Source organism: Streptomyces sp. TAA204 (assembly GCF_000424965.1).
In genome coordinates this window covers 407,598-432,144 of the sequence record NZ_AUKW01000003.1, presented here as the reverse complement: position 1 = coordinate 432,144, position 24,547 = coordinate 407,598, and the positions used below count along the sequence as shown (strand labels likewise).

The following is a 24,547-nucleotide window of genomic DNA, read 5'->3' as shown; positions in this document are numbered from 1 at the left end:
GTGGAGGTGCGGTGGTCAGCGCTGCTTCGGCAGCAGGGAGAGGGCCTGTTCGACGGTCAGCTTGTTCTCGCGTACGGCGTCGAGCAGGGCGTCGACGTCGGAGTCGGTCAGGGCGGGAGCGCCGGATTCGGGGGGTACAACTGCCCTGCCCGCGGCCGAAGTCGGGGGCGGAGCCGTAGTCGGGGCCGGCGCGGCGGCCGGCGGCGCGGCCGGTGCAGTGGCGGCTGCGGCGGCTGTGACATGGCGGGCCAGCGCACTGAGGCTGGGGTGGTCGTAGAGAACGCCCGCCTTCTCGTCGAGCCCGTATGTGCTGTTGACGAACGCCACGAACTCGACGCCCAGGATCGAGTCGAGGCCCAGCGAGTTGAAGCTCGCCTCGTCGTCGATGCCGTCCGGATCGCTGTACAGCGTCCTGGCCAGCTCCTGGCGCAGCACGGACAGCACGTCCTCGGCGCGGGCCTCCGTGCGGGGCCCGCCCGCGGCGGGGGCGGGCGTCTGTACGGGGGCCTGCGCAGGGGCGTCCGCGGCGGTACGGCTGAGCTTCCCCGCGAGGCGCCGGGCGAGGTCGCCGGGCGTCGGATGGTCGTACAGCTCCGTGGCCTTGAGGTCGACCGGGTGTGCGGCGTTCACAGCGGCGACGAACTCGACGCCGAGGATGGAGTCCAGCCCCAGCGACAGGAACGTCTGCGTCATGTCGACGTCCCCGGGCTCCAGATAGAGCACCTCGGCGAGCAGCCGCGCGACGTCGGCGGCCACGGCGTCCGCGTCGGCCGCAGGAGCCGGAGCCGGAGCGCGCGCAGGTGCCGGAGCGCGCGCAGGTGCCGGAGCGCGCGCAGGTGCCGGAGCGGGCGCCGGTGCCGGTGCCGGTGCGGTCGCCACCCCGGCGTCGGCGCGCGGCGCCGCGGCCGGTCCGCGGGCGGAAAGCGGTCGCAGGGAGACCTTGCGGTCACGAGTCATCGGCTTCTCCGAGAGGTCGGGTGTACGGCGCACGCGCAGGGGGCGCCCGGAAGCGGCGAGGTCGCTGCGCAAGATCAGAGCCCGCAGGGGCTCCGCCCCGCCGGCACCGGCAGCCGCGGGGCGGTCCGTCCGCTCGGCGGCAGGCGGCTCGACGGCGGGCGCCTCGGCCTGCCGCTCCGCGGGAGCCCGGCCGAAGTCGCGCAGGTGGGCCCGCCCCAGCTCGGGCTCGCGGCCGGCGCTCCCCTGGCCCCTGCGGTGCAGGTGCTCGATCTGGAGGTCGTACCAGCAGCGGACGCGCTCGAACGGGTAGTGCGGCAGCGGCGTACGGCGGCCCACGCCGGCCGCGTTGCTCACGGCGGCGCGGTCGATGGAGCCGCCCGCCAGCCAGTCGGCCACCGCGGCGGCGGACGGGCAGTCGGCGGGCAGCGGCGGCGCCGCGCCTGCGGCGACCTGCGCCAGCCCGGCGAGCAGGCCGTCCATCGTGTCAGCGACCAGCGCGGCACGGCGGGCGAGGTCCGCGCGTCCGACGGCGAACGTGAAGGCCACGTCGGTCAGTTCGGGCCCGCCGCCCTCTTCGGCGGCCTCCGTCAGATGCCGCCGCAGGCTGTCCGCGTACGACGCGAGCGCCTTGTCCGAGCGCGCCGACAGGAACAGCACGACCGGCACCGCCGCGTCCCCCTCGCGTGCCGGGCGCGGCGGCCTGGCCGGCGGCTGTTCGACGACCAGATGCGCGTTGCCGCCGCCCGCCCCGAACGAGCTGATGCCGGCCCGCAGCGGACGCGGCTGTCCGTCCCGCGTGCGCCAGGGCGCCGCCTCCTGCTGCACCGCGAACGGGCTTGCCCCGAAGTCGATTTCGGGGTTGGGCGGCGTGGCGTGCAGCGACGGGACGAGCGTCCCGTGCCGCATCTGGAGCAGCACCTTGGCCAGCGCGACGGACCCTGCGGCGGACTCGAGGTGGCCCACGTTCGACTTCACCGAGCCGATGGGCAGGCTGCCCGGACCGCGCACGCCGTCCCGTTTGAAGGCCATGGTCAGGCCGCGGATCTCGATGGGGTCGCCGAGCGACGTGCCGGTGCCGTGGGTCTCGACGTAGTCGAGGTCGCCCGCGCGCAGACCACCGTCCCGCAGCGCCTTGGTGACAAGGTCGGCCTGCGCGCGGGGACTCGGCACGGTGTAGCCGTTGGTGCGGCCACCGTGGTTGGCGGAGGTGCCCCGTACGACGCCGTGGATGTGGTCGCCGTCGCGCAGCGCGTCACGCAGCGGCTTCAGCACCACCGCGCCCACGCCCTCGCCCGGCACGTAGCCGTCGCCGCCCTCGCCGAAGCTGCGGCAGCGCCCGTCGCTGGAGGCGAACCGGCCCTGCCCGAGCATCAGGTACTTGTTCGGGTGGATGAGCACGTTCACGCCGCCCGCCACCGCCACCTTGGAGCTTCCGGCGCGCAGCGACTCCACGGCCAGGTGGACGGCGGTCAGCGCGGACGAGCAGGCGGTGTCCACCGCGACGCTCGGCCCCTGGAAGTCGAAGAAGTACGACACCCGGTTCGCGATGGACCAGTACGCGCTGTTGGCCAGCACCGGGTTGCCGCGCAGCCGCTCCTCCGCCTCGTGCAGCTGGTACTCGCCGTACATCGCTCCGACGAACACCCCGACGTCGCGCCGGTGCACCGGGTCCTCGGCGGACACCAGGCGGTCCGGCGTGTACGCGGCGTCCTCCAGCGCGGCCCAGCAGCTCTCCAGGAACAGGCGCGCCTGCGGGTCGACGATGCCCGCCTCGCGCGGCGAGATGTGGAAGAGCGCCGCGTCGAAGTCCTGCACCCCGTCGATGAATCCGCCCCACTTGGTGTGGGTGCGGTCGGGGAGGGTCTTGTCGGTGCTGTAGAGGGCGCCGGCGTCCCAGCGGTCCGCGGGGACCTCGGTGATGCTGTCGCGGCCCGTCAGCAGGTTCCGCCACAGCTCGCCCGGGCCGTCGGCCTGCGGGTAGCGGCCCGACATCCCGATCACGGCGACGGCGCGGTCGTCCGCGCGCTGCTCGTCCGTGAGTCCGGCCATGCGTTCCTGCGTGCGTTCCTGCGCGCGTTCCTCAGCGCGGATGCTCGCGGCGCGCTCCGGGGCGGCGAGGACGACGGCGTCCGCCTCGTCCGCGGCCTCTCCGGGGGGCTCTTCCTCCCGCCCGGCGGCAGGCTCTCGGGGCTCCCCGGATTCGGCCGCGAGGGCCGCGCACCGTTCCGGGTACTCCTCCAGGAGGTACTCCGCGAGTTCGGCGACAGTGCGGCACTCGAAGAGGAGCGTCTTGGACAGCCTGCCGAAGTCCCGCTCCAGCAGCTCCGTGATGCGGATGGCGAACAGGGAGTCCACGCCCAGGTCGTCGAAGGACCGGTCGGGGCCGATCTCGCTCTCGGGGGTCCTGGTCGCCTCGGCGACGACGGCGGCGAGGCGGGCGGGCAGCGCCGAGGCCGCCCCCGCGGACGCGGCGGCGCCGGCCGGGACGTCCGCGGGGGCGGCCTGCGCGGCCGGAAGTTCTCCCAACAGCGGGAAGGCGTCGGTCAGCTGGTTCCGTTCGCCGCACAGCACCAGCGGGGTGCTCGGCGCCGACTCTGCGCCGAGCAGCGACTCCAGCACGTCCAGCCCGGCCCGGGTCTCCAGGGGCCGCATGCCCACCCGGCCCAGGATCTCCTCGGCCGGCCCTTCCAGCTGCATGCCGCCGTCGGCCCAGTACGGCCAGGCGACCGACAGCGAGCTCCCGGCCCGTCCGGCGTCGTCCGCGCGGCGCCGCACCAGCGCGTCGGCGGCGGCGTTGGCGAACGCGTAGTCGGCCTGCCCCGCGCTGCCCAGGGCTCCCGAGGCGGAGGAGAAGACGACGAAGCAGTCCAGCGGCCAGTCCGCGGTCGCCTCGTCGAGGGCTGCCGCTCCGAGCAGCTTCGGCGCGATCACCTCGCGCGCGTCCGCCGGGGACTTCCGCAGTACGTAGCCGTCGCGCAGCACGCCCGCGCAGTGCAGCACGCCGTTGACGGCGGGCCCGGAGTCCGCGATCCGGCGTGCGGTCGCGGCGACGGCGGCGGGGTCGCTGCTGTCGAGACGGTGGTACTCGACGCTGCCACCGGCGCGTTCGGCCCGTTCGGCAAGCCGCTGAAGCTCCTCGCCGCGCGGTCCCTCGGCCTCCGAACGGCCGGTGAGGACAATGTGCGCGGCATAGCGGTCCAGCAGATGCCCGGCGAGGGAGCCCGCCAAGCTCCCCATTCCGTTGATCCAGTAGCGCCCGTCGCGCCGGAAGGCCGGACGGGCGCGCGGCGGCAGCTCGACGGGGCGCAGCGCGGTGCCGCACGCGCCCCCGCGGGCGGTCACGGTCAGCCGGCAGGACGGCGGAGGCTCGGCCACCGCCAGGTCCACGGCCCGGGACAGCGCCTGCCGGCCGGCGTCCGCGCTCTCCTCGGCGAACGTCACGGCGGTGAGGGTGAAGCGGGGGTTCTCGCCCGCCAGCGAACGGCCGAGCGCGGCCAGCCCCTCGGCCGTCACCGCATCCCCGCCACCGGCCTGCCCGGCGGAACCCGCACCGCACGGCATCACCAGGTGTGCGCCGCGCCGCGCCAGGGGACGCAGCAGCGACCGCACCAGCGCCAGCGTGCGCAGCGCCGTGCCGGCCGCGCTCTCGGCGACCGAAGTGCCGTTCCCGGAACCCGCGCTCGGGGCGACCGGCCAGACGATGAGCGGCCGGCCCTCGGCGGGCAGCCGTTCGGCGATGTCGGCTCCGGCCGCGGCGGCGGCCTCGTGGTCCACGGGGTCCGGGAGCTCCAACGCCGCGCCGTCCAGGGCGACTTCGCCGATCAGCACGAGCGGCGCCCGCGGACCGGGTTCCTCGCCGTCCGCCCGTTCGGGCAGGTCCTCCGGCACGTACAGGTGCACTCCGGTGTCCCGCACCGCCGGCACGGGCCGCAGCGCGAGACCGGCCATGCTGAGGACCACGTCCCCGTCCGTACCGGCCACGTCCACGTCGTACTTGCGTATCCGCCGGGCACCGCCGGCCTGACCCCGCGGACGGACCCTCACCCACACCTCGCCGGGCAGCCGTCCGTGCACGTGCAACTCGTCGACGGCGAAGGGGATGAACGTCCCGGCCGCGGGCTCCTCGCCCAGTACGCAGCCGACGACGGACTGGAGCGCGCCGTCCAGCACGAACGGCGACAGGGTGCCGTCGCTCTCCTCGGCGTCGTCCGGGGCGTCCCCGACCACCCTGGCGAGCACGCCGGCCGGCCCGTGGTGAAGCTCGCGCAGCACGCGGAAGGCCGGCCCGTAGCCGACGCCGTTGGTCTCGAAGTAGCCGTATATCTCGGCCGGTTCGGCCGACTCGGGGTACTCGCGGCGCAGGGACGCCAGGTCGAGCCGCTCCGGGCGGGCCGCCGCGCCGGCCGGGACGGTCGCGGACAGGCAGGACTCGGCGGGTGCGTCCCCGCCGGCCGCGGGCGCGACCCGCACCCCGTCGCCTTCGGCCTCGGCGCGCAGGACGACGGGCGCCGTGACCTCGACGGGACGGTGGAAGGTGACGCCGGTCAGCCCGGCCGCAGGGCGTCCGCGCAGCCGTCCGGCCGCCGTCAGCGCCAGGTCGAGCTGCGCCGCGGCGGGCAGCACGGGCACGCCGCCCACGCGGTGGTCGGCGGCGAGCACTTCGCCGGGCTCGACGATGCGCTCCGCGGCGCCGCGCGGTTCGCGGGCGACGGCAGGCGCGGCATGCCTCTGCCCATGCGGCGCCTCGGGCGGCTGCCAGCGGCGGCGGGCGAAGGGGTAGCCGGGCAGCCGCACCCGGCGGGCGCCGTCCGGTACGGGCTCGTCGGACAGCTCGCCGCGGCCCTCGGCCCAGGCGCGGTAGGGGCCGGCGAGTTCGCCCTCGACTGCCGCGGGACCCTTCTCGGCGACCGCACGCAGCAGGCGTGCCAACTCCCCTGTGCTGTCCGCGCGTACGGCCGTCCGCTCCCGGCGGTGGCTGCGCCCGGTGCGCAGGGTGTGGGCGACGTCGGCGAGGTGCGGCGCGGGCCCGGCATCAAGGAAGCGTGCGTGTGACGCCGCGAGTTCGCGCAGCGCGTCCCCGGTGTGAGCGGACAGCGGAACCCACAGGGGGGCCTGCGGCTCCCGGTCCAGCCGGGGGTTCAACGGCATGGACGCCTCTTCCAGCACCACGTGCGCGTTGGTGCCGCCGATACCGAAGGAGCTGACCGCCGCCCGCCGCGGACCGTCCGGCACCGGCCACGGCCCCTGCCCGCGCGCGATCTCCAGACTGCCGCCGCCCAGGCCGGGGTTGGGCTCCGTGAACGGGAACTGCGCGGGCACCGTGCCGTGTTCCAGCGCCAGCACGGTCTTGACCAGGCCTGCCAGGCCGGCGGCCGTGTTGAGGTGGCCGACGACGCTCTTGACGCTGCCTATGCTCGCCGCGCCCCCGTCGCCGTGCCCGGTGCGCGGCTGCCCGTACACCTTGTCCAGGGCCGCGAACTCGATCGGATCGCCCAGGTGCGTGCCGGTGCCGTGGCACTCCAGATAGCCGACGGAGCGGGCGTCGACGCCCGCCACGGCCAGTGCCTCCCGCAGCACCGCCTCCTGGCCCTCGGGCGACGGCGCGTGGTAGTCCATCTTGCGCGCGCCGTCGTTGTTGACCGCGCTGCCCCGTACGACCGCACGGACCGGATCGCCGTCCGCGAGCGCGTCGGACAGCCGCCTGAGGACGAGGGCGCCGCAGCCGTTGCCGAAGACGGTGCCGTCGGCGGCGTCGTCGAAGGGCCGGCACTCGCCGCTGGGCGAGAGGATCATCTCCGGCGCCGCGAGGTAGCCGGCCTGGGGAAAGTGCAGCGACGCGGCGCCCACCACCGCCAGGTCGCACTCCTCGCCCAGCAGGCTCTCCACCGCGAGATGCACCGCGACCAGGCCGCTGGAGCACGCCGTCTGCACGGAGAGACTGGGCCCGGTGAGACCGAGCTTGTAGGAGATACGGCTGGCGGCGAAGTCCTTGTCGGACGAGGAGAAGCGGATCATCCCCGCGGCGTCGAGGTCGGTGATGCCGACCCGCGGGGTGCTGGGCTGGCCGACCGAGACGAAGGCGCCGGTGCGCAGCCCCGTGCAGTCGGGTGCGAATCCGCCGTCCTCCAGGGCGTGCCAGGCGGTCTCCAGCAGCAGCCGCTGCTGCGGGTCGAGCCACTCCGCGTGCTGCGCGCTGAATCCGAAGAACTCCGCGTCGAACGCGTCGGCGTCCTCCAGCACCGATCCGGCGGGCACGAAGTCCGGACGGCGGACCAGTTCCGGATCGTGGCCCAGCCGGACCAGCTCCTCCTCCGAGTAGCGCCGGATGCCGCTGCGCCCGGCGGCGAGCAGCTCCCACAGGGAACCGGCGGAATCAGCGGGCCCGAAGCGGCAGGAGAGCCCGACGACGGCTACCGCGTTCGGGTCGTCCACCGCGTCGGCCTGCTGGTGGTCGTCGTTCATCGCTGGTCGTCTCCGAGTCGAAGAGCGCGCCGCAGCTCGCGGCGGGACGCTCGGGCGGGCGCGGGCGCGCGGGAGCCCTCGGGGCTGGCGGGCGCGGTCCGCTGGGGCGTGGGTCCAGTGGTTCCGGCGGCGAGGCGGCCGGTGAGCAGCTCCACCTGGTCGTCGAGCGTCGGCCTCGCGAACAGGTCGGCGACCTCCAGCTCGATGTACGGGTAGGTGTCGGCGAGTTGGGCGAAGAGGCGGCCCAGCAGCAGCGAGTTGCCGCCGAGTTCGAAGAAGCGCCGGTCGCCCGGTGGCCGGTCGCGTCCGAGCAGCTGCTCCCAGAGGGCGGTGACGGAACGCCGTACGTCCGCGGCAGACGCGGACGGTTCGCGGCCCGCCTCCGGCTCCTGACCGGGGACGGTCGCGGCGTGCCCCTCGGCGATCCGCGCCACCGCCGCCCGGTCCGCCTTGCCGTTGGGCGTCAGCGGCAGCCGCGGCACCGTGGCCAGCCGGTCCGGCACCATCCACGCCGGCAGGGTGGCCGAGGCGAAGTCGCGGAGTGCGTCGAGCGTGGGCGGCTGCGCGCCGGACGGCACGACGACGGCGAACAGTCGGGCGTCCACCCCCTCGCCCCGTACCGAGAGCACCGCCCGTGACACGCCGGGGTGGTTCTCCAGTACGGACTCGATCTCACCGAGCTCGACGCGGTGGCCGCGGATCTTCACCTGGTTGTCGGCGCGGCCCGCGAACAGCAGCCGCCCGTGCCCGTCCCGGCGTACGAGATCACCGGTGCGGAAGTAGCGCCCGCCGCCCTCGGGCAGCCGCGGATGCGACGTGAACCGCGCGGCGGTCAGCTCGGGTTGGCGCCAGTAGCCCTGGGCGACGGCGGGCCCGCCGATCCACAGCTCGCCGGGCTCGCCCTCGCCGGGAACGGCCCAGCCGTCCCGCTCGGTGACGACCAGGTAGGTGGCGCCGATGGGTTCGCCGAGGTGCACCGTGTCGGCGGCGCCGATGCGGGCGACCGTCGACCAGATGGTGGTCTCGGTAGGACCGTAGACGTTCCACAACGCCCGGCTGCGTGCGGCGAGTTCGCGTGCGAGGTTCTGCGGCAGGGCCTCGCCTCCGCACAGCGCGGTCAGCCCGGGTGAGCCGGACCAGCCGCCGTCCAGCAGCAACTGCCAGCCGGCGGGCGTGGCTTGCATCAGCGTGATGCCGCGGACGGCGAGCAGCCGCGCGAGCCGCCCGGCGTCGACGACGTCGGCGCGTTCGGCGACGACCACCGTGCCGCCGGTGATCAGCGGCAGGAAGAGCTCCAGGACGGAGATGTCGAAGCAGACGGTGGTGACGGCGAGCAGCCGGTCCTCCGCCCCGGCCCCGACGGTGCCGCCGAGCGCCTCCAGGGTGTGGACGACGTTGCCGTGGGTGACAGCGACGCCCTTGGGACGTCCCGTGCTGCCCGAGGTGAACATCAGATAGGCGACGTCGCCGGGCGCAGGCGCCGGAACGGCGGGCTCGGGGGCCCCCGTTGTACCGGCCGGCGCGGCCGCAGTGACCTCGCCGGGATCCCACACCCGTACCCGCTCAGGCAGCAGTCCCGCGAGCCCGGGGTCGGCGACGGCGAGCGTGCAACCAGCGCCCTCGACCACCAGCTCCAGCCGCTCGGCCGGGTAGGAGTCGTCGAGCGGCACGTACGGGCGGCCGGCCTTGAGGATGCCGAGCAGCACAGCCGTCAGCCGTGCGGAGCGGTTCATCAGCACAGCCACCGGCTCGCCGGGCGCGGTGGACGCCGCCACATGACGGGCCAACCGGTCGGACAGCTCGTCCAGTTCGCGGTACGTCAGCGACCCGCGGGAGTCCTCCACGGCGGTCTTGCCGGGCGCGCGCCGGACGGCGTCGGCGAACCTGCCGGCCAGCGTGCCCGCCGCCGGATCGAGCACGGCCGACAGCGTGCCGCCGTCGGCGCAGGCGCGGGCCAGCTCCATCGCCATGCGGCGGGTGTCGTCGACCAGGCGGTCCACCGCGGCGTCGTCCAGCACGTCCGTACGGTGGTTGGCCAGCACGTCGACGCCGTCGGCGGTGTCGGTGACCTCCAGCCCGACGTCGAAGTGGCCGCGCTGCCCGCGCCGGTACACCAGCGGCCCCAACAGGCCGCTGGCGGGCACCGGTTGGGACGACCCATCGGCGGACAGGCGTTCCTCCCGGCGCCAGTTCTGGTAGGCGAAGGTGACTGTCGGCACGGCGTCGTCGCCGCCCGCGGCCCGGCACAGGTCCGCGATCCTCGGGTAGGGCAGCGCCGCGTGCCCGACGGCACCGGCGACCTCCTCCCGCAGGGCGGACAGCCACTGCGTCACGGGGCGTCCCGGTTCGAAGTCGACACGGATCGGCACCGAGTTGACGAAGCAGCCGACCGTCGACTCGTCCTGCTCCCCCGAGCGCCCGTAGGTGGGGACCGCCACCAGGAACGACCTGCGGCCCGTGGCTCGGGAGAGGGCGGTCGCGAAGGCGGCGAGCAGCACGGTGAAGGGTGTGACGCCCGTCTCCCGTGCCGTGCCGGACAGGAGCCGCGACAGCTCGCCCGGCAGCCGGTACTCGCGGTGCGCCGCGTCGCCCACCTGCTCGGCGGCGCCGGTGAACAGCGGGGGGCCCGAAGCCTTCGCCAGCCGCCCGGTCCAGAAGTCCTCGGCGGCCGCCCGCCCCGTCGTGTCCAATCCCGCCTGCTGCGCGCTGCGTTCGCGCCGGAGCGCGGCGGCGAACGGCACGGCGGGCTCCGGAGCGGGGGCGCCGGCGGCGCGCACCGCGTACAGCGCCTCCAGGTCCCGCTGGATGAGCTCGGCCGACCGCCCGTCGACGGCCAGGTGATGCGTCGTCAACTGCAGCACGCTCCGGGACGCGGACCGCCACAGCACGGGCCGCAGCAGCGGTTCCGCGGACAGGGCGAAGCGGCGGCCGGCCTCCTGGCGGACGGCCGAGTCCGGGCCGGCTCCGCCGTCTTGAGCGGCTGCGGGAAGCGGCCGCTGCTCCAGTTCGGGCTGCGCGTCGCACGGTACGAAGGTGAGCTCTCCCCGGTGCGGTCGCACGCAGCAGCCCAGCACCGGATGGCGGCGCACGAGGTCGCCGACGGCGCCGCGCAGGGCCTCGTGGTCCACCGGCTCCGGCAGCTCCCAGGCGAGCGAGATGTTGTACGGCGCGTGGGGTGCTGCCGTCTGGTCTGCCGTCCAGATGCCGGCGAGCCGGTCGGGCAGCGGCGCGGGCCCGCCATGCGGTTCGGGCTCCGCGACTGCGGCGGGCTCGCGGGGCGCGGGCGCCGCGGCCTCCTCTTGCGTGCTGGAGCCGGCGGGTGCGGACTCAGCGCCGGATTCGCCGGGACCGCCGGCCGTCTCCGCCTCGACGGCGGCGCGGAACCGGTCGCCGTGCTCGCGCAGCAGCGCGCCGGCCAGTTCGTCCACCGTGCCGCTGTCCAGGAGCAGCGACAACGGCAGCCGCCCGAGGTCGTCTTCGAGGAGCCGGCTGACCCGCATCAGGGCGATGGAGTCGACGCCGTACTCCGCCAGCGGCCGCTCCGCGGAGATCGTCACGGCCGGCACGCCGATCGCCCTGGCCACGCGCTCCGTGAGCCAAGTCCGCGCCGCGGTCCGCGGATCGGCGTCCGACGGGACGAACTCCGGGGCCTCCGGTGTCACTTCGGGGCGGGCGGTCTGAGGTTCGGATGCGGCACCTTCGGCCGGTGCCACCCGCAGCGCCGACGACCACACGTCCTGGTCCCCGGCGACGAGCGCCACATGCGCGGAGTCCGCCCCGGCCGCTGCCGCGGCTCTCGGCCACAGCTCCCGCACGGCCGCGTCCGCCGCCAGCGGACGCAGTCCGAAGGTCTCGGCCAGGTAGCGCGCGGCGGCGGGCTCGGGCGCCATGCCCGCGCCGTCCAGCGCGGGCAGCCCGACCGAGAGGGTGCGGCCGTTGCGCAGGCCGCGCTCGGCCCAGCCGGCGCGGGCTGCGGCGAAGCCGTCCAGGAAGCCGTTGGCGAAGGCGTAGTCGGACTGGCCCTGGTTGCCGACCAGCGCCGCGAGCGACGAGGTCAGCAGATAGAAGTCCAGCGGGTGATCGGCGAAGGCCGCGTCGACGGCGACGGCGCCGAGGGCCTTGGCCCGGCACACCTCGGCGACGCCCGCCAGCTCCTTGCCGCGCAGGAACCCGTCCCGCAGCACGCCCGCCGCGTAGACGACGCCGCGCAGCCGGGTACCGGAGTCCGCCAACTCTGCGGCGGCCCGCTCCAGTTGACGGGGGTCCGTGACGTCGCACCGCAGGTAGGTCACCGAGCCGTCGCCGCCCTGCCCGCGCAGGGCTTCGAGCACCGCCTCGTCGGGTGCGGACCGCCCGGCGAGCACCAGATGCGCGGTCGGCTGCGCCGCGCGGATCCCCGCCGCGACGCGGCGCCCGAAGCCGCCGAGGCCGCCCACGACCAGATACGTGCCGTGCGCGACGATCAGCATCCCGGGACCGGCGTCGGGCAACTGCCGTGGTTCGGGCACGAGTCGGGCCCGCTGCCGACGGCCGTCGGCGCCGAGGAGCACCCACTCCTGCCCGTCCGGGTCCTCCGCCGCCTCGGCGCGCAGCGCCAGGGCTGCGTCCTCGGGGGCGGAGCGCGCCCATGCGCCGTCGACGGTGACGAGCCGCGGCCGCAGCCGCCCCGTCTCCCCGTCGACCGTGCACAGCAGGCTCTGCAGTCCGTGCAGCGCGGGCGCCGGCCGCCCCGCCGCGCTGGTGACGAGCAGTACGCGCGTCCCGTCCAGGGCCCGCGAGCGTACGAGGGTGCGCAGCAGTCCGAAGACCTTCTCCAGCGTCCCGGTGCGGAACCGGGACCAGTCCTTGCCGACCTGTCCGAGCTCCGACGGGGTGTCGCCGAAACCCGCTCCGTCCAGCTCCGCGGTGAGGTCGAGCACGAGCGTGCCCGGGGTGCCGGTGCGCGCCGCGGTCTCCTCCAGGGTCGCGCCGTCCCCGGCTTCGTCGAGGGAGAGGGCGGCGGCGGCCTCGCCCGCGCAGGCGGAGGCCGCGAGGCCTTCGCCGGCTGTCCACAGCGGGGCGGCGGCCGCCGAGGCGGGCTGCTGCGGCGCCGCGCCCGTCGGTGCGTCCCGCCAGCGCAGCCGGTACCCGGCGACGGCCGGCACGTCCGCGACATCCGGCGAGAGCGCCGCGACCGGGCGCTCCGCGGCGGACCGGCGCGGGGCGGCGTCGCCCGCGTCCTCCGTGCGGACTCTGAACCCGTCGATCTCCGCGAGGAGTTCACCGCTGTCCGGGGCGATCAGCCGGATGTCGAAGAGGTGCGTGCGGGGGTCGGCGGTGCGCACGGGCCTCACATGTGCGTAGGCCGCGCCGGTAGCCGGGGCGTGCACGGCGAGCCGGTCGACGGTCAGCGGACGCGGGCGCCTGGCCTGCCGGCCTCCGGTCCCGGACGTGCCGGGCTCGCCGGACAGCAGCGAGAACGCGGCGGCCTGGCAGGCGCCGTCCAGCAGCGCGGGGTGCAGGACGTGGCGTCCGTCGCGGTCCTCGCCCTCCGGCAGCCGGAGCTCGGCGAGGGCGTCCCCGCCGACACGCGCCACACGGTGCACCGTGCGGTAGAGCGGCCCGTACTCGAATCCCCGGTCGGCGAACAGGCGGTAGAACTCCTCGGCGCCGGTGCCGCCGGAGGCGAGCTGCGCGTCCAACTCGGCTGCCCGGTACCGCAGTTCGGGGCTCACCGGATCGTGCCCGGCGGGCTCGGTCCGGCCCTGCGCGGTGCGCACCCGCCCGCGGCCTGCGCCTCCCGCCTCGGCTTCCGCCTCGACGCGGAAGGACCGGGTGCCGTCGGCGTCCGGTGCGTCCAGCTCGGCCCGTACGGTCATCGGCAGACCGGACGCCGCCGCGGTCCAGGCCAGATCGCGCAGCACGCTGCGATAGGGCGAGCCGCCCGCGGCCAGCAGCGCCTCGTAGACCAGTTCCGGCTGGAAGGCGCCCGGCAGCAGCGGCTCCCCGTCGACGACGTGCTCGCCGACCCAGCGGGACGCGCGGCCCAGCCGCGCCGTGACGGTGCGGCCGGCGGGCGTCCGCACGGAGTCCGCCAGCGGGAGGCCGGACGGGCGCTCTCCGCCCCCGTCCGCCGCGGGCGCCGGGACCGCGCAGCGCTGCCCGGCCAGCGGCGTCGTGGGCAGGGCGATGCGCCGGCCCGCGGCGCGCGGCGGGACCCCGTCGGCGACCCAACGGGCGGCCGCCTCCCGTTCGTCCCCGGCACCGGACCCGTCGGAGGTCCCCTCCGCCGTGACCAGCGCCGGGTGTGCGGCGCCCCCGGCGAGCGCGGCCAGCGCCTCGCACAACTCGCCCACGGACCGGGCGACGACTGCCCCCCGGTGCGGCCAGGTCTCCCGGCCCACGCTCAAGGTGTAGGCGATGTCGGCGAGTTCGAGGGGACCGCGGCGCAGCCCACCGGCGTCGGGCCCGTCGGCGAGCGCGCCGGCCAGCGACCCCGCGAGCGTACGCAGCCGTCCCGGATCGGGCGCGGACAGCGGCACGACCACCGGCTCCGTTCCGTCCGCGGACGGCGCCTCATGCCGCGGAAGGTGCTCCTCCAGCAGCACATGGGCGTTGGCGCCGCCGGCCCCGAAGGAGCTGACGGCGGCGCGCCGAGGCAGCGGCCCGTCCCCGTCGTGCCGCGGGTGCCACGCCTCGCCGCGCCGCTGCACGCGCAGCGGCGTCTCCGCCAAGTCCAGCTTGGGGTTGGGGTGTTCGGCGTGCAGGGAGGGGACGAGCTGGCCGTGCCACAGCTGCAGCACGGTCTTGGTGAGACCGGCGATGCCGGCCGCCGCCTCGCCGTGCCCGATGTTCGACTTGACCGACCCGACGCGCGGCGCGTACGGCCCGTCGGGCACGGGCGCCGTGCCCGGCTCCGCATCCTCCAACGCCATGGTGAGAGCCCGCAGTTCCACCGGATCGCCGAGGTCGGTGCCGGTGCCGTGCGCCTCGACGTAGTCGACGCTGCCCGGGGCGACGCCCGCCTCCCGCAGGGTGCTGCCGATCAGCCGGGCCTGCGCGTTGGGGTCGGGAACGGTGTAACCGCCGCTTCCACCACCGTGGTTGAGTCCCGTGCCGCGGATGACCGCGTAGACCGTGTCGCCGTCGGCCTCGGCCGCCTCCAGCCGCTTGAGCACGACGGCGCCGACGCCCTCGCCCGGCACGAAGCCGTCCGCGCCGGCCCCGAAGGCGCGGGTGCGGTCGCCGCGCGACGGCATGCCCAGCGCGCACAGGCCCGCGAAGCGGTCCGGGTGCAGATAGAGGTTGACGCCGCCCGCCAGCGCCAGGTCGCTCTCGCCGTCCCGCAGGGACCGGCAGGCCAGATGCAGTGCGGTGAGCGAGGACGAGCACATCGTGTCGACCGTCAGGCTGGGCCCGCTCAGGTCCAGCGCGTGCGACACCCGGTTGGCCACGGAGGCGGCGGCGGTCACCGCGTACTCCGGGTTGTCCGCTCCCGCGAGCCGCGCGTCGCGCTGGGCGATCACATGGCTGTTGGCGGTGACGCCGGCGAAGACGCCGACCCGCGGCTCCGTCCCGCCGCCCGCGAGGGTGCGGCGGCTGTAGCCCGCCGTCTCGAACGCCTCCCAGGACACCTCCAGGAACAGCCGCTCCTGCGGGTCCATCGCGGCGGCGTCCCGCGGCGTGATCCGGAACAGCCCGTGGTCAAACCGGTCCCAGTCCTCCAGGAAGCAGCCCCAGCGTGCGTAGCCGCCGCCGAGGGTGCGCGCGCTGCGCCAGTCCCAGCGGTCCGCAGGCACCTCGGACACGGGTGTGCTGCCCGAGGTGAGCAGCCGCCAGAACGCGCCGGTGTCCCGCGCGCCCGGATAGCGGCCGGCCAGGCCGACGATCGCGATGGCTGTACTGGGGGTGCCGTCCGTACGGCGGGTGGGCCTGGGCTCCGGAGAGGTGGTGCGGGCGTGCACCACGCCGGTACGGGCCGGCGCCGCGGGGCGTGCCTCCGGCCGTGCCGCGGGACGAGCCTGCGGCGCCGACTGCCCCTGCGCGAATGGTGCCAACCGCTCCTTCGGGGCTCGCAGTCGGGGCTGCGCGAGCCACCGGGCCAGCCGGCGCGGAGTCGGATGTTCGAAGAGCACGGTGGAGCCGATGGGCCGCTCGGGGAAGCGCTCGCGGAGCAGCGCGGTGAACTCGCCGTTCAGCAGGGAGTCCACGCCGAGCGCGGGAAAGTCGGTGTCGGGGTCGGCGGAGCCCTCGGGCCGTCCCGTCAGCTCGGCGACGAGGGCCGTCACCTGCTCCAGGACCTCGGCCGTGGCGCCGTCGTCTCCTGCGTTCCCGCAGGCGGACGGTTCGGCGGACGGTTCCGGCGCGCCGTTCTCCGACGGCCCGGCACGTCCCGCCAGCAGTCCCGCCAGCGCGTCGACGCTCCTGTGCTCGAAGAGCGCGGTGGCCGGCAGCTCACCGAAGTCCGCGGAGACTCGGCGCACGAGCTCGGCGTTGAGCAGCGAGTCGATGCCGAGTTCCTGCCAGGGCAGGCAGCCGGGCACCTCGGCGTCCGGGTCGCCGATCAGCTCGCGGACGATCCCGCGCAGGCTCTCCGCGATCGCCGCCCGGTCCGGCTCAGGGGCCGCTACGGCGTGGGGTGCACGGCAGTCCAGCAGGGCCACGCAGCCGGGGGCGTCGCGCTCGCATGCGGTGCCGGCCAGTGCCCAGCCCCGGCTCTCCAGCAGGGCGCGCCACCGTCCGACGTCGAGCAACGGGCCGTCCGGCAGTCGCTTTTCGCCATCGACGGCGCGCCACCAGCCGTCGGTGAGCCCGAAGGTGAGGGTGTAGACAGCAGCGGGGACGACCATTTCGGCCAGCAGCAACCTGCCGCCCGGCACGAGCAGTTCGGCGACGTGGTCGAGCGTGCGGCCCAGGTCCCGGGTGGCGTGCAGCACGTTGGCGGTCAGCACCACGTCGTAGCGGCCGCCGCCGAAGCCCTGTCCCGCGGGACTCTTCTCGATGTCCAGCAGGCCGGGCCGCACCCTGTCGCCGAAACGGCGGCGTGCCCTGTGCAGGAACGCCTGCGAGACGTCGGTGAAGTCGTACTCGAACTCCGCGACCCCCGCGGCCTCCAGGGCCGCCAGCGCCGCCTCGGTGGTCCCCCCGACGCCGGCGCCGATCTCCAGGACCCGGGGCGGCCGTCCCGTGCGGGACGCCACGGCCGCCGCGGCGGCGGCCAGCGTGCGCGCAGCGGCGTCGTTGACCGGGTCGAAGAGCTGGTTTCCGCGGTAGACGGCGGCCACGGAGTCCGGCGAACCGTCCGGGAACAGCACGCTCGTCGCCGGCAGTTCGCCGCGCAGCACGGGACCGTACTCCGCCAGGGCGCTGTCCAGCAGGTCGAGGTGCCCGGCGAGGTCGGGGTGCGCGGCGAGCAACTCGGCTCGCAGGGCGTTGAGTTCAGCCTCTTCCGGCGGTTGTACGCGGCCGTGGTCCAGCAGGCCGAGGATCGCCGAGAGCAGCCTGCGGTGCTCGGGGGCAACCCGCAGCCGTTCGGCCACGGCGTCGGTGCCGCGCGCCGCGGTCGCGGCGTCCAGGCCGAGCTCGCGCATGCGCCGGGCCAGCGCGCCGCACGCGTACCGGTCGAGCAGGTGCGCGGGGTCGGCGGACGCGGCCGAGGCGGCCGGGCCGTACGCGGTCAGTGGCCGCAGCGGGCCGGGATCGCCGCCGACGACGACCAGTTGGGCATCGGGCCCTGTCATGCCGGCCTCCAAGGCGGCCACACCCTTCTGCGGTGAGAAGTCGGTCAGTCCGGGGTACTGGCGCCGCACGCTGTCCCCGTAGCGCCGGGCCAGCCCGGTGCCGCGCCACAGCCCCCAGTCGAAGACCCGCACGGTCAGGCCGCCGTCGCCGTCGACGGCCGCGGCGTAGTGGTCGAGGAACGCGTTCGCCGCCGCATAGTTGAGCCCGCCGACGCTGCCGAAGAGCCCGGCGACGGACGAGAACAGGACCAGCGCCGCGCCCGGGCGGCCGGCCAGCGTCCGGCGCAGGTTCAACACGGCGGCGACCTTGCTCTCCAGCACCTGGTCGACGTGCGACTCGCTCAGGTCGGCCAGCAGTGCGTCGCTGACGGAGCCGACACTGTGCAGCAGCCCGTCCGGCTCACCGAATGCGGCGCGGCACGCGTCCAACGCGCGCGCGACATCAGCCTGTTCGGTGACGTCGCCGGCGACGTACCGTGCGCTGCCGCCCGCCGACTCCAGCTCGCGCAGCAGCGCCCGCACCCGCTCGTCCTCGGCGGACCGGCCCACCAGCACCAGCCGCGCGCGGTACCCGGACGCCAGATGCCGGGCCACCTCGGCGCCGATGCCGCCCGAGCCGCCGAACAGCACGTATACGCCCCTGTTCCGGAATCCGGGCCCGGCGGGAGCGGCGGCGCGTTCGGCGAACAGCCGCCGCAGCACGCGCCGTTCGCGCACCGCCATGAGCGGGACGTGCGCGGCGCAGGGCACGGACAGGGCGGTGCGCCACTCGCCGGCGCCGGCCGCGTGCACGGCCGCCAGATCGACGGCGGCGGCGGTGAGCCCCGGCACCTCGCGCGGCAGGGTGCGCAAGGCGCCGGCCAGCGCCCCCTGCAGGGCGGCGCCGGGGGCGGCCTTCTCCCCGTGCGGCGCGGCCATGCCGGTCGTGACGAGGCGTATCGGGGCCTGCGCCGACTCGGCGGGCAGCAGCCGGCCGAGGGTGATCAGCGCGGCCATCCAGCCGCGCAACTCCGCAGTTCCGTCGTGGTCTTCGGACCACCGGGCGCCGCCGACGAGGAGCGCCACGGAAGCCGCTGTGTTCTCCGGGCCATTCAACTCGGCGACCGCAGCGGCGAGTTCCGCACGGTCGACGCCGTGCCGCCCCACGGCGTGCAGCGTCGTGCGTTCGCCGCGCAGCGCCCGGGCGGCGGCTGCGGTGTGCCGGTCGTGGAGGACGATCGCGGGGGCCTCGGCGCCGTCCGCCGCGTCGTCGATCGCGCCGTCCTCGGGAACCCATACGGGCGCGAGCATCCGCAGCGATTCGTCCTCGTGCGGCTCCGCTGCCGTGCGCTCGCCGCCGGCCGGCAGCAGCCGCAGGCCGCGGACGTGCAGCAGGCTGCGGCCCGTCGCGTCCACGGCGTCCAGGTCGATGACGCGCGACTCGCCGTGCGCACCGGTGAGTTGGAGTCGCAGCTCCGCCGAGTCCGGGATCTCGCCGTTCCATACGACGCGGTCGGCACCCGCCGCCACCAGCGGACGCCCGCCGGCAGGCGCGGCGGCCAGCGCGCAGGACGTCTGCAGAGCGGCATCGAGCCAGCCCGCGCGGCGGGTGCGCTCGTCTCCGCCGGGAGCGCTGATGCAGGCCACGGCGCCGTCCTCCCAGCGCCGCACGTCGTGCACGAGCCGGTAGGCGGCCCCCACCTCGATGCCGCTCGCCCGCAGGATCGCCGCGAGATCCACGCGGGTACCCGCGGCCGAAGTGCCGTCAGGATCACCGGTGTTGAGCGGCGCGGCAGCGGCGCCCGGCTGCCGCGCCGGGCTCACGGCCCGAGCACACGGACGCCCCTCGTGGTGCAGCGTGATCACGGTGCGGCCGCCCTCTTCGGCGACGTGCCGCGTCAGCCGCAGCCCGTCCCCGAACGGGACCGGCCGCAGCAGCCGCACCTCGCCCAGGTCGACGGGGCCGCCGCCGGCCAGCGCGTCGAGCAGCAGGCCGCCCGGAGCCACGACACGTCCGTCGACGCGGTGTTCGGCGAGCGGATGCCCCGCGGGCAGCACGGTCTCGTCCGGGCCGGAGCCCCCCGGCGACGGTCCGGTCCCGTCCGCTCGCCGCTCGCCCGGCAGCCAGAACGGTTCGCGCTGGAACGGATACCCGGTCAGGGGGATGCGGCGAGGGGTGCGCTCCGTCCACAGCGACGCCCAGTCGGCCGTTCCCCCGGAGAGCCACTCGCCGGCGGTCTTCCGGCCGGCGTCACCGGACAGCCGCTCCAGGGCCTCCCGCTGTGTGGCGTCGGCCAGTCCCGGGTGTGGGCGTCCGCCCGCGAACTCCCGCAGCGCCGAAGCCAGTTCGTCCACGTCCCGGGCCACGGCGATCAGCCGGTGCGGCAGCCCGCGGCGCCCGCTCTGCAGCGACCAGGCGACCTGGCGCAGCTCGGGCTCGTCCCGCGCCACGAAATCCGCCAGGTCGGCGGCGAGCCGGGTGAGGGCCTGGTGCGTGGCCGCCGAGAGCGGTACGGGCAGCGCACGCCCGTCGTCGGGGGCCTGCGGAGAGGACGGTTCGCCGCCGGGCAGCGGTGACTCCTCCAGCACCGCATGGGCGTTGCTGCCGCCGAACCCGAAGGAGCTGACGGCCGCCCTGCGCGGCGGCGAACCGGGCTTGCGGGGCCACGGCACCGGCTGCGCGGCGACGGCGAGCGGCGCACCCTCATGGTCGATGTGCGGGTTGAGCCGGGCGAAGTTGGGGGTGCCCGGTATCAGGCCGTGCCGCAGCACATGTACGGCCTTCAGCAGGCCCGCGAGGCCCGAAGCGCCCTCCAGATGGCCGATGTTGGCCTTGGCGGAGCCGATCCACACCTTCCCGTCCGGACCGGCAGCCGCGGCTGTCCCGTCCGTCCGCTGCTCGTCGTCGCCGGCGAACGCCTCGCGGAACGCGTCCAGTTCGATGGGGTCGCCCAGCGGCGTGCCCGTGCCGTGCGCCTCCAGATATCCGAGGTCCGCGGCGCGCAGCCCGGCGCGGTGCAGGGCCTTGCGCACCAGGGCCGTCTGCGCGCGCGGGTTGGGGGCGGTGAGCGCCGCGGCCCGGCCGCCGTGGTTGACGGCCGTGCCGCGCAGCACCGCCAGCACCGGGTCGCCGTTCTCGACGGCGGCGCGCAGCGGTCGGAGGACGACCCAGCCGGCGCCCTCGCCGCGTACGAAGCCGTCGGCCGCCTCGTCGAAGACCCGGCTCTCGCCGGTGGGCGAGACCATTCCAGCCCGCTGGAACGCCTGCGTGTTGAAGCCGCTGCTCAGCAGGTTGGCCGCGCCCACGAGGACCGTCTCGCAGTCGCCGGAGCGGACGGCCGCCTCGGCGAGGGAGAGCGCGGTCAGCGCGCCCGAGCACGCCGTGTCCACGGTGACGCTGGGCCCCGTGAAGTCGTAGGTGTGGGAGATCCGGTTGGCGAGGAACGCGGGGAAGGTGCCGACGGTGGCGTAGCCGTCGGCCGCGTCCCGCGTAACGAGCTGCTCGCGGTAGTCGTAGCTGCAGGCCGCGACGAACACGCCGACGTCGCGGCCCGCGAGGTCGTCCGGGTTCAGGGCGGCGCTCTCCAGGGCGTGCCAGCTGAGTTCCAGCAGCGCCCGCTGCTGCGGGTCCATCGAGGCGGCCTGGCGGGGCGTTATGCCGAAGAAGCGGGCGTCGAACAGGTCGACCCGGTCGAGGAGTCCCGCGCGGAAGCCCTCCGGCACGTCGCCGGCGAACCGTCCCGGCGGTGCCTCGCCGATCCGGCACTCGGACCGGGAGAGCAGCGACCAGTAGCCGTCGGGGTCGTCGGCTCCCGGGAACCGGCAGGACATGCCGACGACGGCGAGCGGCTCGCCGGCCGACTCGCCCTCGACGGCGGCGTCTTCCGTCCGCTGCCGGGGTGCGGGTGCCTCGGGTGTGCGGGCGTCGGCCGGCAGCGTCGCGGCGATCTCGCGGAGGGTCGGGTGCCGCCAGAGTGTGGTGGCCGGCAGCTTGACGCCGAAGGCGTCGCCGACGGCCCGCACCAGGCGCAGCGCCCGCGCCGAGTCGAACCCCTGCTCGCCCAGGGGCTGTTCGGGATCCAGCTCGTGGCCCGTCACGGAGCGGGCGACCTCGGTCAGCCTGTCGAGGACGGACGCGGAGGGCTGCGCGGGCTGCATGGGCTGGGCGGGTGGCACGAACTGCGCCAACTGCGCGAAGGACGTGTCCGGTTGCTCCTCCTGCGGCGGGGCCGCCCCGCCCGCGTCCGCTTCGGAGAGCCCGGCACGCAGCGCGTCGAGGAAGAGCGCCGCCTCCCGGCCGTTGAACACCGTGTGGTCGAAGGCCAGTACCAGGCGGCGCACGGCGTGCCCGCCCGTCCCCTCGGGCGCGCCGAGGAACAGCGTGGCGGAGGCCGGCGGCACCACGGCCGGCACGGCGAACGTCGCGCCCTCGTCGCCGAGATGGGACAGCATCAGCGTGACCCGGCCGTCCGCCTGCGATTCGCCCGCCAGCGCCCGCTCCACGGCGTCGGCGTAGGAGCGGTCGAACGCGGCGTCGTCCAGCAGGTCGGCGCGGCGCACCACCGCGACGTTGAGATCGCCGTCGTCGCCCGCACAGGCGATCCCCAGGTCCACGTGCTCGAAGACGCGCAGCCGCCGCCCGTCCAGGCGCCGCGAGCGCAGCCGCGGGAAGCGGGCGGCCGTGCGGGCCACGTGGCGGGCGAAGACCTGGAAGGCGGTCGTGAACCCCGCGCCCTCGCGGTCGGCGGACCGCAGCGCGCGGTCCAGGGCGTCGGCCGCGATCTCGAAGGCCACCACCGCCGGTACGACCTCGCCGGCCCCGGCCCGCATCGCGCTGTTGAGCGCCAGCTGGCGGGGGCTCAACGGGACGTCCGCGTAGTCCTCTTCGCCAGGGGCGTCGTCCGGTTCACGAACCTCCCCCGCACCGCCCGGTTCCGGCTCGCGCGGCGGCCCGTCGCCTTCCGCCGGCTCCGCTTCCGCGCGCCTGCGCTCGGCGGCGACGTGGAGTTCGAGGTCGGCGGGCAGCAGGCTGCTGCCGCGGGCGGGTATCGAGGCCAGCTCCGACGGTTCGATGCCGAGCCGCCGGGCGTGCGCGCGGGTGCGCGGCGGTATGCGCAGCGTGCCGCTGGGCAGGGTGTACGGAAGCCCGTGCGCGGACGCGCCGCGCGCCGGCTCCGGTCCAGGCTCGCGTCCGCTCAACTCCTGCGCGCCGGCCCCGGGTTCGCGATCCGGCTGCGCCCCGCTGTCCGTCTCCGCCGGTGCGAGCATGGCCACCGCACCCCCGACGGGCACGGTCTCGCCCTCCTCGACGAGCCAGTCCACCAGGCGCCCCGCCCGCGGCGACTCCACCTCGACGGCTGCCTTGTCGTGCTCCAGCTCGTACAGCAGCTCGTCCTTGTGCACGTCCTCGCCGGGCCTCTTCAGCAGCCGCAGTACGCGGACTTCGGCGATGCCCTCGCCGAAGCGCGGAACGTGTACGGCGGCCGGCTGCGTCGTCTCGTTCATGCCAGCACCGACCGGACCGCCGCGACCACGTCGTCCACCGCGGGCAGCACCGAGCGCTCCAGCTCCGGGTGGAAGGGAACGTGCACGTCCTCCCGCGAGACCAGCTTCGGCGGCGCCAGCAGCGAGTAGAACTCCTCGTCCGCGCCGACGAGTTCGGTGACGAGCCCGGCGCCGAAGCTGCTGGTGCGGTTGTCCTCCTGGACGACCACGAGCCGCCCGGTGCGGCGCAGCGAAGCGGCCACCGCGGAACGGTCCAGCGGCGTCAGCCACCGCAGGTCGAGGACGTCGGCGGTGACGCCCTCGGCGGCGAGGAGTTCGACCGCCTCCAGGGCGAGTTCCGTGCCGTTGCCCCAGGTGGCCACCGTCACGTCGGTGCCGGTGCGCAGCGTGCGGGCGCCGTGCACGGAGGCCGCGGCCTCCTGCGGTTCCCGGCGCTGCCGCATCAGATGCTTGGGCAGCAGTATCAGCGTCGGGTCCGGCGCCTCGAACGACTCCAGGAAGACGGCCTCCGCGTCCTCCGGGGTCGAGGGCACAACGACCCGCAGCCCGGGCAGGTGGGTGAACAGGCTCTCGTTGCTCTGGCTGTGCCAGATGCCACCGCCGGGCAGGTAGCCGCCCCACGGCGCGTAGATCACCGTGGGGCACCGCCAGGCGGAGGCCGTGCGCCAGCGGAGCGTGGCGACCTGGCTGGCGATCTGGTTCCAGGCGGGGCCGGCGAAGTCCACGAACTGCAGCTCCACCACGGGCCGCATCCCCGCCGCGGCCAGCCCCACCGCGGTGCCGACGATGGTGGCCTCGGCCAGCGGCGAGTTGGACAGGCGGGGCCCGGCGAGCTCGCCGAGTCCCTTGGTGAAGCCGAACACGCCCCCCTTGGGGTCCTCGACGTCCTCGCCGAACAGCAGCAGTTCGGGGTGCCGTTCCAGACCGGTGCGCAGCGCCCGGTTGACGGCCTCGACCATCGTGCCGCCGCACGGCCGGGTGCCGGCCGGCGCCGAGGGCTGTTCGGCGGACGGGGCGAAGAGGTGGTCCAGCACCCGTTCGGGGTCGGCGGCCGGCTCCTCGGCGACCCGCTCGAAGACCTCGTCGACCAGGTCGGCTAGGTGCTTGCGGGTGGACTCGCCCCACGCGGTGTCAATCAACTCCTCCTCCAGCAGCCGCTGTTCGAAGAGCTCGATCGGGTCGCGCAGCACGGCGAGTTCGGCGGACGAGCGGTAGACGCGCTGGTCGTCGGAGGAGGTGTGCGAGTCGAGCCGGTCCAGGTGGCACCAGAGCACGGCCGGTCCGTCGCCCCGGCGCACCGCGGGCAGCACGTCGGTGACGGCAGTGTGCACGGCGTCCGGGTCGAAGCCGTCGACGACTCTCGTGGCCGCCTCGGGGAGCAGTCCGAGCCCGTGCGGTGAGAGGCCGTCAGTCGGCGTGCTGATTCCGTATCCGTTGTCGGAGACGAGGAACACCAGCGGCAGCTTTCGCTCGACGGCGAACGCCAACGCCTCGAAGAACTCGCCCTGCCGCGTCGAGGCATCTCCGACGGAACAGACCACGGCCTTCCCGTCGCCGCGCAGCGCCGAGGTCCAGGCGGCTCCGGCGGCGGGCAGGCACTGGCTTCCCGTGGGACTGGCGAGGGAAAACACCCCTCCGGGCCGATAGCTGAAGTGTGCACCCATGTTGCGGCCCGCCGAATGCGACCGGCCCTTCGCCATGAGGTCGCGGGCCTGCCCCTCGACGTCCATCCCGCGGGCCAGCAGCAAGGTGCGGTCCCGGTAGTGCGGGAACAGCAGGTCACCGGGGTCCAGCAGCTCGCACACGGCGGCCAGCGCCTCGTGCCCGGCGGACGAGATGTGGAACCACGCCTTGCCCTGACGCAGGACTATCCCGGCTCTGCGTTCGCATTCCCGGGACAGGACCATCCGTTCCAGGAACGCCAC

The 24,547-nt window shown here is 75.6% G+C and carries 3 protein-coding genes; all 3 read right to left on the bottom strand.

Annotated features, from left to right (window positions below):
- Positions 1 to 15 precede the first annotated feature (15 nt).
- From H343_RS0107485 to H343_RS29415, 3 genes are read right to left on the bottom strand one after another with little or no spacing between them, the layout of a single operon-like run.
- Positions 16 to 7,419: an SDR family oxidoreductase gene (locus H343_RS0107485; protein WP_028430627.1), complete on the bottom strand. Its 7,404-nt coding sequence runs from the start codon at positions 7,417 to 7,419 to the stop codon at positions 16 to 18.
- The gene (locus H343_RS34830) at positions 7,416 to 22,622 is read right to left on the bottom strand and encodes a non-ribosomal peptide synthetase (protein ID WP_028430626.1); all 15,207 of its coding nucleotides are present in this window, start codon (positions 22,620 to 22,622) and stop codon (positions 7,416 to 7,418) included. The genes H343_RS0107485 and H343_RS34830 overlap by 4 nt, the downstream gene beginning before the upstream one ends.
- Entirely contained in the window at positions 22,619 to 24,547 is a 1,929-nt protein-coding gene (locus H343_RS29415; RefSeq protein ID WP_037902731.1) for a thiamine pyrophosphate-dependent enzyme, read from the bottom strand. The genes H343_RS34830 and H343_RS29415 overlap by 4 nt, the downstream gene beginning before the upstream one ends.

Excerpts from the sequence above, each read along its gene's own strand:
- H343_RS0107485 (WP_028430627.1), bottom strand. The coding sequence starts at position 7,419 with ATGAACGACGACCACCAGCAGGCCGACGCGGTGGACGACCCGAACGCG.
- H343_RS34830 (WP_028430626.1), bottom strand. The coding sequence starts at position 22,622 with ATGAACGAGACGACGCAGCCGGCCGCCGTACACGTTCCGCGCTTCGGC.